At 38.5% G+C, this 15,459-nt stretch carries 13 protein-coding genes; 4 read left to right on the forward strand and 9 right to left on the reverse strand.

Translation table 11 applies throughout. The features are described 5' to 3' along the window. Positions 1-7: 7 nt before the first annotated feature. Entirely contained in the window at positions 8-940 is a 933-nt protein-coding gene (locus tag SUCMO_RS0101795; RefSeq protein ID WP_019878703.1) for a diacylglycerol/lipid kinase family protein, read from the forward strand. Between the two features lie 209 nt (positions 941-1,149). Here the strand turns inward: SUCMO_RS0101795 and SUCMO_RS0101800 are convergent, their stop codons facing one another. Both SUCMO_RS0101800 and SUCMO_RS0101805 read right to left on the reverse strand, forming a co-directional pair. Next, complete coding sequence (locus SUCMO_RS0101800) at positions 1,150-1,713, reverse strand: metal-dependent hydrolase (protein ID WP_019878704.1); 564 nt, start codon at positions 1,711-1,713, stop codon at positions 1,150-1,152. A 106-nt stretch (positions 1,714-1,819) separates the two neighbouring features. Next, the gene (locus tag SUCMO_RS0101805) at positions 1,820-2,638 is read right to left on the reverse strand and encodes a MurR/RpiR family transcriptional regulator (RefSeq protein ID WP_019878705.1); all 819 of its coding nucleotides are present in this window, start codon (positions 2,636-2,638) and stop codon (positions 1,820-1,822) included. An 88-nt stretch (positions 2,639-2,726) separates the two neighbouring features. Here SUCMO_RS0101805 and SUCMO_RS0101810 point away from each other — a divergent pair, with 88 nt between their 5' ends. Beyond that, positions 2,727-3,500 (forward strand): threonine/serine exporter family protein, encoded by a 774-nt coding sequence (locus SUCMO_RS0101810; RefSeq protein ID WP_019878706.1) that lies wholly within the window; start codon positions 2,727-2,729, stop codon positions 3,498-3,500. Position 3,501: 1 nt separating this feature from the next. Further along, complete coding sequence (locus SUCMO_RS0101815) at positions 3,502-3,981, forward strand: threonine/serine exporter family protein (RefSeq protein WP_019878708.1); 480 nt, start codon at positions 3,502-3,504, stop codon at positions 3,979-3,981. Here the strand turns inward: SUCMO_RS0101815 and SUCMO_RS0101820 are convergent. The 6 genes from SUCMO_RS0101820 to SUCMO_RS0101845 are packed head-to-tail and all read right to left on the reverse strand — an operon-like array spanning position 3,941 to position 10,540. Continuing rightward, positions 3,941-4,513: a chromate transporter gene (locus tag SUCMO_RS0101820; RefSeq protein ID WP_019878709.1), complete on the reverse strand. Its 573-nt coding sequence runs from the start codon at positions 4,511-4,513 to the stop codon at positions 3,941-3,943. The two genes, SUCMO_RS0101815 and SUCMO_RS0101820, sit on opposite strands and share 41 nt — an antisense overlap. Next, positions 4,513-5,073, reverse strand: a complete 561-nt coding sequence (locus tag SUCMO_RS0101825) for a chromate transporter (RefSeq protein ID WP_019878710.1) — start codon at positions 5,071-5,073, stop codon at positions 4,513-4,515. The genes SUCMO_RS0101820 and SUCMO_RS0101825 overlap by 1 nt, the downstream gene beginning before the upstream one ends. Positions 5,074-5,078: 5 nt before the next feature. Further along, complete coding sequence (locus SUCMO_RS0101830; RefSeq protein ID WP_051084554.1) at positions 5,079-6,401, reverse strand: sugar transferase; 1,323 nt, start codon at positions 6,399-6,401, stop codon at positions 5,079-5,081. 22 nt (positions 6,402-6,423) lie between these two features. Then, a complete protein-coding gene (locus SUCMO_RS0101835) occupies positions 6,424-7,767 on the reverse strand; it encodes an MATE family efflux transporter (RefSeq protein WP_019878712.1) in 1,344 nt (447 codons plus the stop codon). Then, positions 7,767-8,780, reverse strand: a complete 1,014-nt coding sequence (locus SUCMO_RS0101840; protein ID WP_019878713.1) for an aldo/keto reductase — start codon at positions 8,778-8,780, stop codon at positions 7,767-7,769. The genes SUCMO_RS0101835 and SUCMO_RS0101840 overlap by 1 nt, the downstream gene beginning before the upstream one ends. Before the next feature lie 56 nt (positions 8,781-8,836). Next, on the reverse strand, positions 8,837-10,540 hold the full coding sequence (locus tag SUCMO_RS0101845) for an ABC transporter ATP-binding protein/permease (protein ID WP_019878714.1): 1,704 nt from the start codon (positions 10,538-10,540) through the stop codon (positions 8,837-8,839). A gap of 323 nt (positions 10,541-10,863) precedes the next feature. On the opposite strand from SUCMO_RS0101845, the gene SUCMO_RS0101850 reads away from it, so the two are divergent. Beyond that, a complete protein-coding gene (locus SUCMO_RS0101850) occupies positions 10,864-12,120 on the forward strand; it encodes an Nramp family divalent metal transporter (protein ID WP_019878715.1) in 1,257 nt (418 codons plus the stop codon). Between the two features lie 209 nt (positions 12,121-12,329). Here SUCMO_RS0101850 and SUCMO_RS0101855 read toward each other — a convergent pair whose 3' ends face one another. Then, complete coding sequence (locus SUCMO_RS0101855; RefSeq protein ID WP_019878716.1) at positions 12,330-15,458, reverse strand: efflux RND transporter permease subunit; 3,129 nt, start codon at positions 15,456-15,458, stop codon at positions 12,330-12,332. Position 15,459 lies beyond the last annotated feature (1 nt).

Here is a 15,459-nt window from a genome sequence, read left to right on the forward strand (position 1 = left end):
GTAAAAAATGCAGAATCAAATGCTGAGTAAAGCGGGAAGTTCTTTTGAACAAATTTTTGTGATCTTTAATATGTCTTCAGGTAAAAGTGTTTTTAGCGATAGTCTAGAACGAGTGCGTAAGTTGGTTAAAGGCTTACGGCAAGCATATAGTAAATCAGAAGTTCATTTTGTAGGCGTGGATACTTTTGCCGAAGCGCGCCTACAAACCAAAGTAGCTTGTGATATGCAAGTAGATTTATTGATTGTAGCTGGTGGCGATGGCACCTTGCGCGAAGTGACAGATATGGTTTGTAAGAGTTCTTACCAACCTAAGATGGCTATTTTTCCGGCGGGGACAGTGAATTTAGTTGCACATGAATTAGATATGCCAGTCGATATCAATGCCTGGATTAAGCGACTAATGCGTGGCGAAGAGAAAGTAGTTTTTCCAATGTATGCCAATGAACAATTATTTCTTTCCGTTGCGGGGATAGGCTTTGATTCTTATATTGTATCGCAGGTTAAACCAGCCGAAAAACAACAATTTGGTCGAGCGGCCTATATGTTACATGCTAGCTCACTCTTAAAAAAAGAATGGCAAAAACAGTTTAAATTAACTATTGATGGCGAAGAACTAGCAGAACAAGCTGCCAGCGTACTGGTTTTACATGGTAAATATTATGCAGGCACTTATAATGTTATTCCCGAAGCCCGCTTATCCGATGATTTTTTCTATGTCTGCACGATTAGTAGCGTTGTGGCGAAGGACTTAATGAAGTATGTGTTATTGTTGGTTACCGGCTCGTTATTAACTGATAGTGCTGTACAAGTTTACAAAGCCAAAAATTTGCGTATAACTAGTTGTTTGCCTGATTTTCCTGTACAAGTAGATGGTGATATTTTAGGTAATTTGCCAGTTGAAATAAAAATCGCTGATAAATCGTTGTGTTTTATTAAATAATATAAGGTAGATATACTTGAATATATAGAATATATAACATGAATAGTGAGCTTGATTAAGTAAATATCATTAGTGGTTTGGGCATAAGTAAATAAGGTTCTTAAACTAAAAGCAGTCTATAGTAGCAAAATTCACTTGCTACTATAGACTGTTAATTTTTTTGAAAGTTTACTAAACTTAAGGAATAGCTAAAGATAAGTCAAAGCTTTTTATAAAAAAAACTTCGGTAAATTGGGAGCTTTTAAATAGTGCAAAATTTGCAAATCGGCAGCTAAACGCCAAATAATTAAAAACACACTGCTCGGGAAAATTAATAAATACTCTAACATTGAGCCGACTTTAAAGAGGCGAATTCCAATTTTATACTTGGGAAAAATCAAAGGCACTTTGCCACAGAGTGCATCTTGGAGAATATGCAGTACACAACCGAGACTATAACAGCCCAAGAGATGTGCAAGTAAGACGGAGATTGTAGCCCAACTGGGTTGATAGAGAAATAACGGGATACTACTAGGAGCTAGAGTTAAAAAACCAAATTGAGCAGTATAAGCAAAACAACTGAGACAAACAATAAAATATGGTGGCAACCAATGGGAGCCTTGACGATGTTTACGGCGCCACTTAGCATAGGCCGGTGTGCCTTGTGCAGGCGGCTTACCTTCAATCCAATCAGGAAAAGTACTGCCTAATACGCCCGTGCCAGCAACAATAATATTACCAGTAAAACTATATAAAATTGCAGCGGTAGCAACTTTGTGTGATATCCATTTCAAACTTAGCCCACATCCTTTATGAAACGCTTAATTAGCAAAACCACTTATCCCATAATTATAGCAAAAAGCGTCCTATTAGACAAACGTAAGTTCGAGTAGTTTTAGTCTAATGAATATGGGTTTTCACTTTTTTCAAGAGACTTTCTGCTTCAGAGAGCCGTAATTTAGTTTTTTCAGGCATGCTGGCGGCCACAGCCGTAATCAAAAAATCTAAGAGAAAGATAGCTCCTGTAAGCGAATTATGAAAAGATAAGCTATTATAATAGCAAGGCAAGAGAATGTCTGCATGCTTTATTAAGGGCGAATGAACCGAATCGGTAATGGCAATAGTTTGCACTTGCCGCTCTTCTTTAAGGGTTTTAAAAAGTTCGACGGTGTAGTTTGAATAGCGGGGTAAACAAATAGCAATTAACAAATCCTGGTCGCTAATGTGCAAAACTCGATCCAGTAAAGCTCCTTGGGAGTTAGTTACTAGTTCACAATTGCCTAATAATTGATTAAGACCATGGTGGAGCGCATAAGCCAAAGAAAAAGAACTGCGCATGCCAATAATGTAAATACGATTAGCTTTATGAATAGTTTTCAAAGCTTGGGTAATTAGATCGGTCGTTAAATTGGTATAGGTGGTGTTAATATTGTTAAGTTGCATATCCCAACAATCAGTCAAAAGACTTTGCACATCAATATTCAATTGAAAATCAGTGCATGCAGGCTGAAATTCTTTTTGAAAAGCTAGGAAATCTGGACAGTTTAACCTTTGTAAGAGGCTGACAAGGTCGGTTTCGGCTGCATTACTTTTAATAAGTAGTTCAGCTTGTGAATAGCTGCTAACATCGATACTATTATTGAGAATATAGCTAGCTATATTCTTTTCTGCGGCTGTTAAGGTGGGGAGCAATCGATCAATATTTTTTAGTATTTGCATAACAAGCCTCCGTAACATATAATTATAAGTATATTATAACAAATTTTACAGAAATGGTTGGAAGAAAATTTTTGCGGTGGAGGTTGGAATGGTTACGCAACTAACAAAAGAAGAAAGCATTAAAGTTGCTCTCTTAGTGGGGGAAATCTTGTTAAAAAGTGGCGCAGAAACATATCGGGTAGAAGATACTGTTAAACGCATTTGTGCCGTAAATGGCTATCATGATATTCAACCCTTTGTGACACCAACCTTAATTTTGATTGGTGATAATTCTATGGATAACAAAATGAGTTTAGTCAGAATTAATACGCGCAGCATCAACTTAGAACGGGTAGCGGCAATTAACGATTTTTCCTATGGTTATGCTGCTTGCAAGTTGGATTTTACGGAAACGCTCTTATATTTACAAGGAGTTGCGAAACAAACTGGCTATAAGGCCCAAAGTCATATTTGGGCTTCAGGTATTGGCTCGGCGATGTTTACGGTTATGTTAGGCGGTAATTGGGCTGATTTTGTAGCTTCGTTAATGGTAGGCGCGATTGCTATGTATTGCTATCAAGCTTCAGAACGGATGTATTCCTCGTTTTTTATTTCCAATATGTTAGCTGGTTTAGTAATTGGCGGCTTAGCCTGTATTGCTAGCAGTATCTATGCCATTTGTAGTGTTGATAAAATAATTGTTGGTTCAGTAATGCCCTTTGTGCCAGGTTTAGCTTTTACTAATGGGGTGCGCGATTTTCTTTCCGGTGATCTAATTGCTGGCAATTCACGGATTGCAGAAGCGATAATTATTGCCTGTTCCATTGCCGTAGGCGTTGGATTTATGATGAAAATATTTATTATTTTACAAGGTAGGCTGTAATATGGAAATTTTATTATTGCATTTTGTGGCGGCATTTTGTGCAACAGCAAGTTTTTCTCTGTTGTTTAATGCCCCTTTAAATACGTTTATTGCGGCAGGAATTACTGGCGGGGCGGGTTGGGTGACATTTGTAGCTTTACGGGATTTTGTGCTCTTATCCTCGATTAATGCTAATCTATTAGCTAGTATTGTTATTGCCTTTTTGGGAGAAATTTATGCGCGCCGCGAAAAAAAACCTGTAACCATTTATGTGGTTCCAGGTATCGTGGTCTTAGTGCCAGGGTATTCAATTTACAAAGCAATGAACTTATTTCTCAATGATTATAGCTCGGATGGAATGACCATTTTGCTCAGAGCAAGCATGGAATCAGGGGCAATTGCTGTAGGTATTTTAGTGGTGGGTGTAATTGCCCGCATTACTAAACAACAACGGGCACGCCTTACAGTAAAACTAACCCAAGTACACCGCAAAATAAAATAAGCTTAATAGGTGAAAGGTTGCGGTAATAGTTTAAATAGCAAGCTATTAAAAAGATTAAAAATCCCCAAGGATTTAAGTTAGTAAGTTGCAAGCCCAAATCTAGATCATAAAAAAATGCGAGCTTCCCGAAGGCTAAGCTGGCTACAAACATAAATCCAATAATGGCTGGACGAATTCCAGCCATTATGTATTTTACGGCGGTAGAACTCTGGAATTCTTTTAAAGACTTTGCGACAGCTAAGACAATAAAAAAAGAGGGCAAGCCAACACCGACCGTAGCTACAAATGCCCCTAGAAAAGCGCTAAGTAGACTTTGGGGACACATTTTACTTCCCACAAAGGTCGCGGCATTAATTACAATCGGACCAGGGGTCATCTGCGAAATAGTAACTATTTGAGCATATTCAGCGAGACTTAGCCAGTTGCGGGAAACTATTTCATTTTGAATAACTGATAAAATAGTATAACCGCCCCCAAAAGAAAACAGGCCGATTTTGAAAAAAACGGTAAAAAGTTCTTGCAAGATGTTCATTAAGATTGCACCTCCCGCAGAGCTTTTATATAGTGATAAAGATAGCTGAGTGTAGCACTAACCAAAACGACTACGGAGATATCGGTATTAAATAGTAATACCGAACTGACCGTAAGGATTGCTAAAAAAAGAGCAAAGTTTGAATTTAGGATATTTTTTAGCATCCGCACTGTTGTAAGAAAAATAAGTGCCGTAACTCCAGCATTAAAGCCAACAAAGGCTTTATGAATATAGAGGTTTTGGGTAATATTACTATCATAAAACAAACTAAGGAGAAAAATGATAATAAAAGAAGGCAGGATTACGCCGAGCGTAGCTAAAAAAGAGCCTAAAATCCCCGCAATTTTATAGCCTACAAAAGTAGCCGAATTGATGGCAATAACTCCAGGCAAAGCTTGCGATAAAGCTAACACATTAGTTACATCTTGATCATTTAACCATTTTTGCTTGTTGACAAATTCGTCTTGAATAATGGGAATCATGGCTAAGCCACCGCCGATGGTGAAGAGACCGATTTTGAAAAAAGTGAAAAATATTTTTAGTAGTTGTTGCTTAGCCATAACTATCAGACTCCTTCGGTACTGCTTTTAATAAACAAAACTTTAATAGTTTGAATAAGAATAATAATATCCGTAAAGATATTACATTTTTGAATATACATTAAATCATAGACGAGTTTATCATAAGCAGTAGTATTATATTTGCCATAAACTTGAGCCATGCCGGTAATGCCCGGTTTTACAGTATGTCGATAGGCATATTCAGGGAAATCAAGCTTATATTGCTCTACAAAATACATTCTTTCTGGGCGGGGGCCGACAAGACTCATTTGTCCGAAGAGGACATTAAATAATTGCGGTAATTCATCTAAGCGCGTGCGGCGAATAAAGGCCCCGATGCGAGTAATGCGATCATCATCTTGTTTAGCTAAAACTGGTCCAGTACCGCGTTCTGCATCTAGGCGCATGCTGCGGAATTTAACAATGGTAAATTCTTGTTCGTCACGACCGACACGTTGTTGAGTATAAATAACTTTGCCAGGATCATCTAGATAGATGGCGATAGCTACTAATAGCATTATTGGTGCAAAAACAATAATTGCAACTAAGGCGATGCTAAAATCAAAAATTCGCTTTAGCGAGCGCTGTTCTAGAGTAGGTCGTAGATAATTAGACTTAAACACTGGGACATCATCGAGCGTTTCTAAAAGCATGTTTTGACAGAAAACCTCATAGGCAGAAGGGAAGATTAAAATCTGTTTGCCCATTTGATGACAAAAATGTAGGATTTGCTCTTTTTGGACTAAGGTGAGATTGTTGGCGAGGGCAATAGTATCTACTTGGGGCAAAAGTTTTTGCCAATCGGCTTGGTAGTCTAGACAATATTGTTGCGCCGCGAAAACATTGCCCGATTGGATTTTTATCTTGCTCTGAATGCGAGCACATTCACAGTCATCACCAATGATTAAGAGCCGTTTGGGCACAATTAAAGAGCGCTCAATCCGCCAAAAAGTATAATTGACGATACTTAATAAGAAAATTTGCAATAAAGCCGAATACACCAGCACGGTGCGTGAATAGAGAAATTCTCGGAAAAAGAAGCTTACAGCCATTAAAATAATAAACATCGCTAGAGTATTAATGACAATACCCAAGAGAATTTCCCCAAAACGTTTCCGCGATAGAGAAAACATGTTGGTAATATTAAACAGTAAGCCAAACAATAAGATCATCAAGGGTATAGAGTAGTAGTGAGTACTAAAAACTTTTTGGCTACTATCATAAAATTCCAAATAGATACCTAAATAGGCGGCTAAGATAATAGCGATAATATCTAAAACTAATAAAAATAATTTACGCGTGGCATGCAAGTTGCGTATCAATAACATCAAATCCTTTGCTTGAAAATAGTTAAATTTTAGGCAGACTAGTTTTTTGTAAATAATTAATTCGATACAAAGAAATTAAGGCGCCGACACTCATCCCGCAGACAAAGCCGTTCCAATAGGCTACAGCACCAAAATTATAATAATTATCGAGAATATAACCAATTGGGAAACATACTAGCCAGTAGGAAATTAGAGCGATGTAAAAAGCCATATTAACATCTTTGTAGGCGCGCAAAATTCCTTGGCTAGGAGTTAAAATAGCATCGGCAAGTTGATAAAATAAGACATATACTAAAAAATCTTGAATAAGTATTTGTACAGTCGGGTCATTACTATATAAAGCTGCGACTTGGGCGCGAGTAAAAAACAATAATACGATTACAGCCAAAGACAAAAACAGCGAAAATTTTAAACCGTAGTGGGCGAATTGTTTGGCAGTCACCGGATTATTTGCGCCCAGTTCATAGCTAATAATAATATTTAAGGCAATTGATAAACTAAGTAAGAACATATAGATAATCGTAACGGCGCTAAAGGCAGCCTGATTGGCAGCAATAGTTACGGTCCCGAATTTAGAAATGATTAAAGCGGTAAGACTGAAGATACTCATTTCCAAAAAAATTGAAAATCCAATTGGTAAGCCAAGCCTTAATTGTTCGAAAAAAATGCGATAATCTAGGCGAATAATTTGAAAAATACGATAGCTAGCAAACGGTTGTTGCTGGGTGATGATAATCAGTAAAATTAAACAAATTATTGTATAGGTTATAGATGTAGCATAACCAGCCCCAATACCGCCAAGTTTCGGTAAACCCCAATTGCCAAAAATCAAACCATAATTAATCAAAGCATTTAGTGGCAAGGCACTGAGGTAAACCAAAGAAATAATGCGGGCGAAATTTAGGGCTTCGATGAATTGTCGCAAAGTATTACAAAGACAGAGGGGGATTACACCCCAAGAAATTGCTCGAATATAACCAACTGCAACTTCTTGAACATAGGGTTCAATAGTAATGAAGTAGTTAATATTACTAATAATTAAATTAATAAAGAAAATTATCGCAGCGCCTGTAAGTATGGCTAAATATAAGCCATGCTTTAGGGCAGTGCTTACTTCTTGGGGCTTATTTTGCCCTAACAAATGGGCAATTATTGTAGTTAAGGCAATAATTACACCATTAAAACCGGTGTAAATAGGAAACCAAATACTATTACCCACCGAAACACCAGCTAAATCAGCCGTGCTTGCGTGTCCAGACATAATAATATCAATAGCATTCATGCCCGCGACAGTAAGCATGGTTAGTAAAATAGGCAACATAAATTGCAAAATACGCTTGCTGGCAACAGCAAAAGATAACTTCATTAAACCTCCATGAGCTGGCGCATTTCTTGGAGACGTTGGCGAATAGGAATATCATAAGGGCAACGTTTCTCGCAAACCCCACAACCAATGCAGGCCGAAGCTTTTACGGCAAGATTGTTATAACGTTGTGGAATTGCTGCTTTAAGGCCATAACGCTCGTATTGTATTTTAAAAATAAAAATTTGCGGGATATCAATCCCTTTTACGCAGGGCAAACAATAACCACAACGGCGACAAAAAGTTTTGCCGACAATATCTGCTTCAGCTTGAAGTTTAGCTAATTCTGAGACAGTTAAAGATTGATAAGGTTGTAAAACCTGTAAATTTTGTTGGACCTGGGCAGCGGTATCCATCCCAGGAATTAAGACTACATCAGGTTGTTGCAGAATAAAGCGTAAAGATAACTCCACTTGAGAAATTTGTCCGCCACCTAGTGGTTTCATGATAATAATACCCATGTTTTGAGCGCGGGCTAGGGGAAATAATTCTTGCGCAGCTGTTTGTTCAATAAAATTATAAGGAACTTGGACAGTGTCAAATTCCCCAGTCTGCACAGCTTGCTTGAGGATAGCTACACTGTGCCCAGTTATACCAATATGCCCAATTTTGCCCGCAAGTTTAGCTTCTTTTAGTGCTTTTAGAGCTCCTTCTGGCGCTAAAACTTGTTGTAAATCCGTGGCTAATTTAGCATTGTGAATTTGATATAAATCAATATAATCGGTTTGGAGTTCCGCAAGACTGGTGTCGATATCTTGACACATTGCTTGATAACTACGAGCCATGCTTTTGGTAGCCAAAAAAAACTCGTTGCGGCGGGAACTCAAAAATTGACCGATTTTTTGTTCACTATCGGTGTAAGCACGAGCTGTATCAATAAAATTAATGCCTTGAGCCAAAGCCGTAGTTAAAACTTCTTGAGCTTCTGGGAAAGTGCAACGTTGCAGCGGTAGTGCGCCTAAACTGATAGCACTAACTTCAAGATTAGTTCGACCTAAAACTCTCTTTGGTAACATAAGAGGACACCTCCATTATAAATTTATTGTTTAATAGTTTAGCGTAAATAAGTCAATTATAATTTTGTTAACTGCCAAGTGCCACAGCCACGGAGTTCGAGTAGTTGCTGATGAAACTGATCTAGTGTGGGTTTGTGGGCTACACTTAGTAAAGTAAGTTGAGGAATTTGTTCTTGTAAGGCTAGATATACCTGTGCTTCGAGTTTACTATCTAAAGCACTAGTGGCTTCATCTAAAAATAACCATTGCGGCTTTAATAACAGTGCACGCGCAATAGCAATACGCTGTTGTTCCCCTAAAGAGAGAATATGCGACCAATCAGCCGTAGTATCTAGCTGTTCGGACAAATAATCGAGTGCACAACTAGTTAAGGCTAATTTAATCAAACTATCGGCAACAGGTTCAGTTTGGGGATATAAAATTGCTTGGCGCAGGCTACCTAACGGTAAATAGGTGCGTTGCGGCAAAAACATGGTTTTTTGTCCGCTGGGTAGTTTAATTAGGCCGCTGCCTAATAGCCATAAACCAGCTAAGGTACGCATTAAAGTGCTTTTGCCACTACCACTAGCCCCTTTGATTAATAAATGTTCCCCAGGGTTTAGTTCTAAGTTGAGATCTTTTAACAAGGATACTTGATTGGGGAGATAGATATTCAAATTAGTTAGTTGTAATGTAGCTTGGGAGCTTTGGTGATAGTTGATTTGTCGAGCCTGCTGTAAATTTTGCATAGCTTGCATATCATTTTGAAAATTGCTTAACCGTTCGACTACGGCTTGCCATTCGGCAATAGAAGTATAAGCATCCACAAAGAAAGAAAGTGCATCTTGGACACGCCCAAAAGCCGAAGCTATTTGCATTAGGCCACCGAGATTGATTTCTCGCGCCAAATAACGGGGCATACTGACTAAAAAAGGAAAAATAATCGCAATCTGTCCATAGAAAGAATTATACCAGACTAGTTGTTTGCGCTTGCTGATAATTTTTTTAAAGTTACGAATGACTTGCGTAAAATAATTGATAAAATTAAGTTGTTCAAGATTTTCGCCACGATAAAAAGCAATATTTTCACTGTTTTCGCGGAGGCGAACCAAGGCAAAACGAAAATTAGCTTCTTTTTGTTGTTGTAGATAATTTAAGTCGATTAATTTTTTACCGATTTTATGGGCCAGATAACTGCCTAAAGTAGCATAGATTAAGGCCACATACACTAAATAACCATCTAGGGGGATATTTAGCCAAGGAATAATGGTTTTACCAGATAAGCGCCATAAGATAAAAACAAAGGCCACGAAAGTACCTACAGAACGCAAAAATCCTACTGTTAGGGTAATAGTGATATTCGTAAATAACTTAATATCCTCACTAATCCGTTGGTCGGGATTGTCTGTATCGTGATTAGTTAATTGTAAGAGATAGTAGGTGCGTTGGCTTAACCAATCTTCAATAAACACTTTGGTAAGATGAGTGCGCCAATGTAGCTCGAGAATTTGTTGCAGATAAAAAGAATAAACTGCAACTAAAATATAGATTCCCGCAAGTAAGCTAAATTCACCTAACGAAGAAAACATTATCTGCGTATTATACTCTTGCAAGGCTCCATAGAAAGTATTGTTCCAGCGATTAAGCAAGACTAAGAGGTATACATGGGCAAAAGTTAGGGTGATAATTGTTAAGCTAAACAGCCATGCTTGCCGCTTATGTTCCGAATTAAAATAGATTTTTGCTAAAGCTAGCGATGCTTGTAAATGCCGCATTTTCATAGGAAATTATACCTCGCAAAGTTTTGGTAATCTTTATTATAGCACAGTACTTAGGCTAAAAAAACTTTTTGTGGAGAATTAGGACTTGGTCTTAGGCGGAAATGATATAAAAAATATAAAAAAATTGAAAAAAACCTAGAATATGTTAAGATATAGATACAGCTCTTTGGACAAAAACTCGGCCAATACAAGCACTATTGGCTAATCTTACAAGACTGTAATTAGTTTATCTGGAGCAATAAAGTAATTGCAGAACGATAAACAGCTAGGAACAGCTAGCAAAATAGTTAGCAATAAAGACTAAAAAGAAACGAGGTCAAGCTATGCTGAAAATTTTTACGCATTCCGAAAAATATTCTAACTACAAGAATGCATTTGCCTTTTTAAAATACATTGGCCCAGGACTCTTAATTACCGTGGGCTTTATTGATCCAGGCAATTGGGCGGCCAATATTGCCGCAGGCAGCCAGTTTGGCTATATGTTGTTATGGGTTGTGACTTTTGCCACCTTAACTTTAATAATTTTGCAACACAATGCGGCTCATTTAGGGATTGTCACGGGAAAATGTTTATCAGAGGCTGCCAGCGAATATTTACATCCTTGGTTGGGTCGGTTTGTTTTAAGCACAGGTGTGCTGGCAACGGTTTTTACTGCTTTGGCGGAAATTTTAGGTGGGGCAATTGCTCTGAAAATGCTGTTTGGCTTACCGATAAAAATCGGCGGCACCTTAGTTTGTATCGCTTGTGTACTGGCGTTACTTACCAATTCCTACTATAAGTTAGAGAAGATTATTATGGCGTTTGTTTCCTTAATTGGGATCTCTTTTTTATTAGAAATTTTTATGCTGGATGTAGACTGGGGTAAAAGCGCCTATGCTTGGGTAGTACCACAGGTTACTAGTGAAGCTTTGCCCTTGATAATTTGTATTTTAGGGGCGGTGGTAATGCCTCATAATCTGTTTTTACATTCGGAAGTTATTCAAAGTCGCCAGTGGAATCTACAAGATGAAAGTGTAATTGTTAAGCAATTAAAATATGAATTGTTTGATACGATTTTTTCGATGCTTGTGGGTTGGGCAATTAATAGTGCGATGATAATTTTGGCTGCAGCTACTTTTTTTGCCGCTAAAATTCCCGTAGAAGAGCTGGAACAAGCGTATAACTTATTAATACCTTTAGTAGGAGAATATGCGGGCTTGATTTTTGCTTTGGCCCTATTGTTTGCCGGATTTTCTTCAACGATTACAGCGGGGATGGCTGGTGGCAGTATTTATGCGGGGATATTTAAAGAACCCTATGATATCGCTGATAAACATTCTAAAACGGGCGTGTTATTAACCTTAATCGGTGGCTTATTGATTATCTTTTTCATCTCCGATCCCTTTCAAGCGTTAATTTACTCCCAAATGGCCTTGAGTGTGCAATTGCCAGTAACTTTGGCCTTGCAAGTTTACCTAACTTCGCAAGAAAAAGTAATGGGGAAATATAAAAATCGTCCCCTAACAAAATGGACGATGATTGTTTTAGGAGTAATTGTAAGTATTTTAAATGTGTTAGCTTTACAACAAATATTTGCCTAGCGAAATAAAAACATAGACAATAGTAAAATATGTAGTTAAAATAGCTTAGCGAAAAATTTTGGCCTTAGATTTAAGGCAACTTAGCTAACGATAATGATAGGTCTTGATGACTAAAAATTTAAAAATTGTCCCGAGTTGCTGATAAGGCAATTCGGGACAATTTTGTTGTTTTAGATATTAACTTTTTGCATCAGGTTAGTAACTGTTGCTTATAAAACTTTCTTTTTGCGACTAAATTTATGAATTAGGCGTTCTACAGTAACAAATAATACAGGAATAATAAATATCCCTAAAATTGTTGCCATAATCATCCCGCCAACAACCGCAGTACCCATAGCATTACGAGCACCAGCGCCGGCACCACTAGCCATTGCCAAAGGCACACAACCTAAGATAAAGGCAAAGGAGGTCATGAGAATTGGGCGTAAACGGAGCTTAGCCCCTTCAATTGCGGCTTCGACAATATCTTTGCCTTGATCTACCCCTTGTTTAGCAAACTCTACAATTAAGATTGCATTTTTAGCTGCCAAACCAATGAGCATTACTAGCCCAATTTGCATATAGACATTATTTTGTAAACCGCGGGCATATTGGAATAATACAGCCCCGAGCACAGCCGTTGGGACTGATAACAGTACGGCAAAAGGAATGCTCCAACTTTCATAAAGGGCAGCCAGACATAAGAAGGCAAACAAAATTGCAAAACCAAAGATCATGGAGGAACGACCACTAGATTGTTTTTCATCACGACTTTGGTCAACCCAGTCATAGCTGTAAGTGCCTGGTAAAGTTTGCGCGGCTACTTCCTCTAAAGCGGCCATAGCTTGTCCGGTACTATAACCAGGAGCTGGACTACCGCCGATATTAAAGGAGCGGGTTGCGTTAAAACGAGTTACCGTAGATGGCCCCGAGGAAGTAACAGGTGTTACTAAAGTATTTAGTGGTACCATAGTGCCATTGTTACTGCGGACAAAGAAGAAACGTAGCGAATCAACATCCGCCCGAAACTCTGGTTCGGCTTGCATAATAACTTTCCAAGTACGACCAAAACGATTAAAGTCATTAACTTGCAAGCCTCCTAGGAAGGTTTGCAAAGCACTGAATACTTGATTTACCGGTACACCGAGTTTTTCGGCTTTTTCCCGATCTACTTCAAAACGATAACTTGGGGTATCAGCGCGGAAAGTTGAATAAATCGAGCCTAATTCGGGGCGTTTACGTGCCGCGGCAATAAATTTATTCGATTGCTCACTCATTTCTTGGATACTACCACCACTACGATCTTGGATAGCCATCGATAGCGAACCGGTGCTACTAGCTCCAGGTAACGCGGCGGCATTAAATGGTAATAAAGTAACTTCAGGCATAGACATGCCGATACCATAAACTTGACCGATAACTGATTGAACTTGAGTTTGGACAGTTTTCCGATCTGACCAAGGATCTAAACCCACAACAAGTAAGGCTCCACTTGATTTAGGAGCCATAACTAAGATATCTAAACCAGAAACTAAAATTACATTACTTACGCCAGGGATTGAGCGTACTTTTTTGATGATCTCTTGCCCAACAGCTTGAGTACGCACATTGGAAGCTGCTTCCGGCAGACTGATCGAGGCTAAGAAATAACCTTGATCCTCATCAGGTACGAAACCGGATGGCAAAACGCGCATAATCGCAATCGCCAATACGCAAACTATCAATAAGCAAGCCAGGGAGGTTTTCCACAGGCGAATACTAGAAGTTACTCCTTTAGTATAACGACCAGTTAGACGCTCGAACCAAGCATTGAATTTATCGAAAAATCTAGCCACCATACCTTTATGCGCAGTTTCAGCATGTGGTTTAAGCAACATGGCGCAAAGGGCAGGTGTAAGTGTTAAAGCTACTAAGGCCGATAAAGCCATAGATACTGAAATAGTTATCGCAAATTGTTTATATAATACTCCAGCTGTTCCCCCGAAGAAAGCTACAGGGATAAATACCGAGGCCAATACGAAAGCAATCGCCACAACTGGACCAGAAACCTCTTCCATGGCCCGATAAGTAGCTTCTTTAGGAGAAAGTTTAGTAACTTTAATATGATGCTCTACCGCCTCAACTACGACGATCGCATCATCAACTACTAGACCGATGGCGAGTACCATCGCAAATAAGGTTAAAGTATTGATACTGAAACCGAGGAAAATAAAGGAAGCAAAAGTTCCGATTAGCGAAACTGGTACAGCTAACATCGGAATCATTGTCGCTTGCCAACTTTGTAAGAAAATAAACACGATAATTAAAACTAAGAGCAAAGCTTCCGTAAAAGTCTTAATAACTTCTACCATGGATTCACGAATAAATTGCGTGTTATCCATAACGGTAATTAGCTTTAAATCTGGTGGAAAACGTTGTTCGGTTTCTTTCATTACACGTTGCACTTCGGCAACTGTTTCCATCGCATTAGCTTCTGGAGTTAATTGAATTGCAAAAATTACCGCTTCACTGCCATTGATATTACCAACAGTAGATAAATCTTTAGCATCTAACCTAACATCAGCAATGTCGCCAAGTTTTAAGAAAGAGCCATCAGAATTAGCTTTTACAATAATATTTTTGAATTCATCTTCATTAACTAAACGGCCCCGTACTTGGGCGGAATATTCAAATTGCTGTTCCTTAATCGACGGTAATTTACCGATAGAACCAGCCGGAGTTTGGGTATTTTGCGATTTAATAGCCGTAGAAATATCCGTGGCAGTTACGCCTAATTGAGCCATTTTATCAGGATGTAACCAAATCCGCATACTATATTCTGGACCGTATTCACTAATACTACCAATACCTTTGATCCGTTTTAAATCTTCAATTAAGTTAATACTAGCATAGTTCTTTAAAAATAAACTGTTATAAGAACCTTCAGGTGAATAGATGGCAAAAAACATAACTGTATCCGCAGCTTCTTTTTTTGTGTTTATTCCCGAGGTTATTACTTCAGATGGTAACTGTGAATTTGCTTGTGCTACACGGTTTTGCACCTGCACACTAGCCATGTCGCCGTCACGTCCAATTTCGAAAATAGCTGAAAGTTTGTAACCACCACTATTATCTGAAGTAGAACGCATATCGATCATTCCCTCTACCCCGTTAACCTGTTGCTCAATAGCTTGAGCTACGGATTGTTCAACGGTTTCAGCACTAGCCCCGACATAGTTAGTCGAAACTGTTACCCGTGGAGGACTGATTTGAGGATATTGGGCGATTGGCAAGTTGAAAATTGAGATAAGACCAGCCAAGGTAATAAAAATTGATAGAACTATCGCAAATACCGGGCGATCTATAAAAAATCTTGCCATT

Origin of the sequence: Succinispira mobilis DSM 6222 (assembly GCF_000384135.1) — a bacterium.
GTDB lineage: Bacteria > Bacillota > Negativicutes > Acidaminococcales > Succinispiraceae > Succinispira > Succinispira mobilis.

Coding starts and splice junctions, on each gene's coding strand:
- SUCMO_RS0101840 (WP_019878713.1), bottom strand. CDS start 8,780: ATGTTACCAAAGAGAGTTTTAGGTCGAACTAATCTTGAAGTTAGTGCT.
- SUCMO_RS0101795 (WP_019878703.1), top strand. CDS start 8: ATGCAGAATCAAATGCTGAGTAAAGCGGGAAGTTCTTTTGAACAAATT.
- SUCMO_RS0101805 (WP_019878705.1), bottom strand. CDS start 2,638: ATGCAAATACTAAAAAATATTGATCGATTGCTCCCCACCTTAACAGCC.
- SUCMO_RS0101855 (WP_019878716.1), bottom strand. CDS start 15,458: ATGGCAAGATTTTTTATAGATCGCCCGGTATTTGCGATAGTTCTATCA.
- SUCMO_RS0101825 (WP_019878710.1), bottom strand. CDS start 5,073: ATGGCTAAGCAACAACTACTAAAAATATTTTTCACTTTTTTCAAAATC.
- SUCMO_RS0101820 (WP_019878709.1), bottom strand. CDS start 4,513: ATGAACATCTTGCAAGAACTTTTTACCGTTTTTTTCAAAATCGGCCTG.
- SUCMO_RS0101850 (WP_019878715.1), top strand. CDS start 10,864: ATGCTGAAAATTTTTACGCATTCCGAAAAATATTCTAACTACAAGAAT.
- SUCMO_RS0101815 (WP_019878708.1), top strand. CDS start 3,502: ATGGAAATTTTATTATTGCATTTTGTGGCGGCATTTTGTGCAACAGCA.
- SUCMO_RS0101835 (WP_019878712.1), bottom strand. CDS start 7,767: ATGAAGTTATCTTTTGCTGTTGCCAGCAAGCGTATTTTGCAATTTATG.
- SUCMO_RS0101810 (WP_019878706.1), top strand. CDS start 2,727: ATGGTTACGCAACTAACAAAAGAAGAAAGCATTAAAGTTGCTCTCTTA.
- SUCMO_RS0101845 (WP_019878714.1), bottom strand. CDS start 10,540: ATGAAAATGCGGCATTTACAAGCATCGCTAGCTTTAGCAAAAATCTAT.
- SUCMO_RS0101830 (WP_051084554.1), bottom strand. CDS start 6,401: ATGTTATTGATACGCAACTTGCATGCCACGCGTAAATTATTTTTATTA.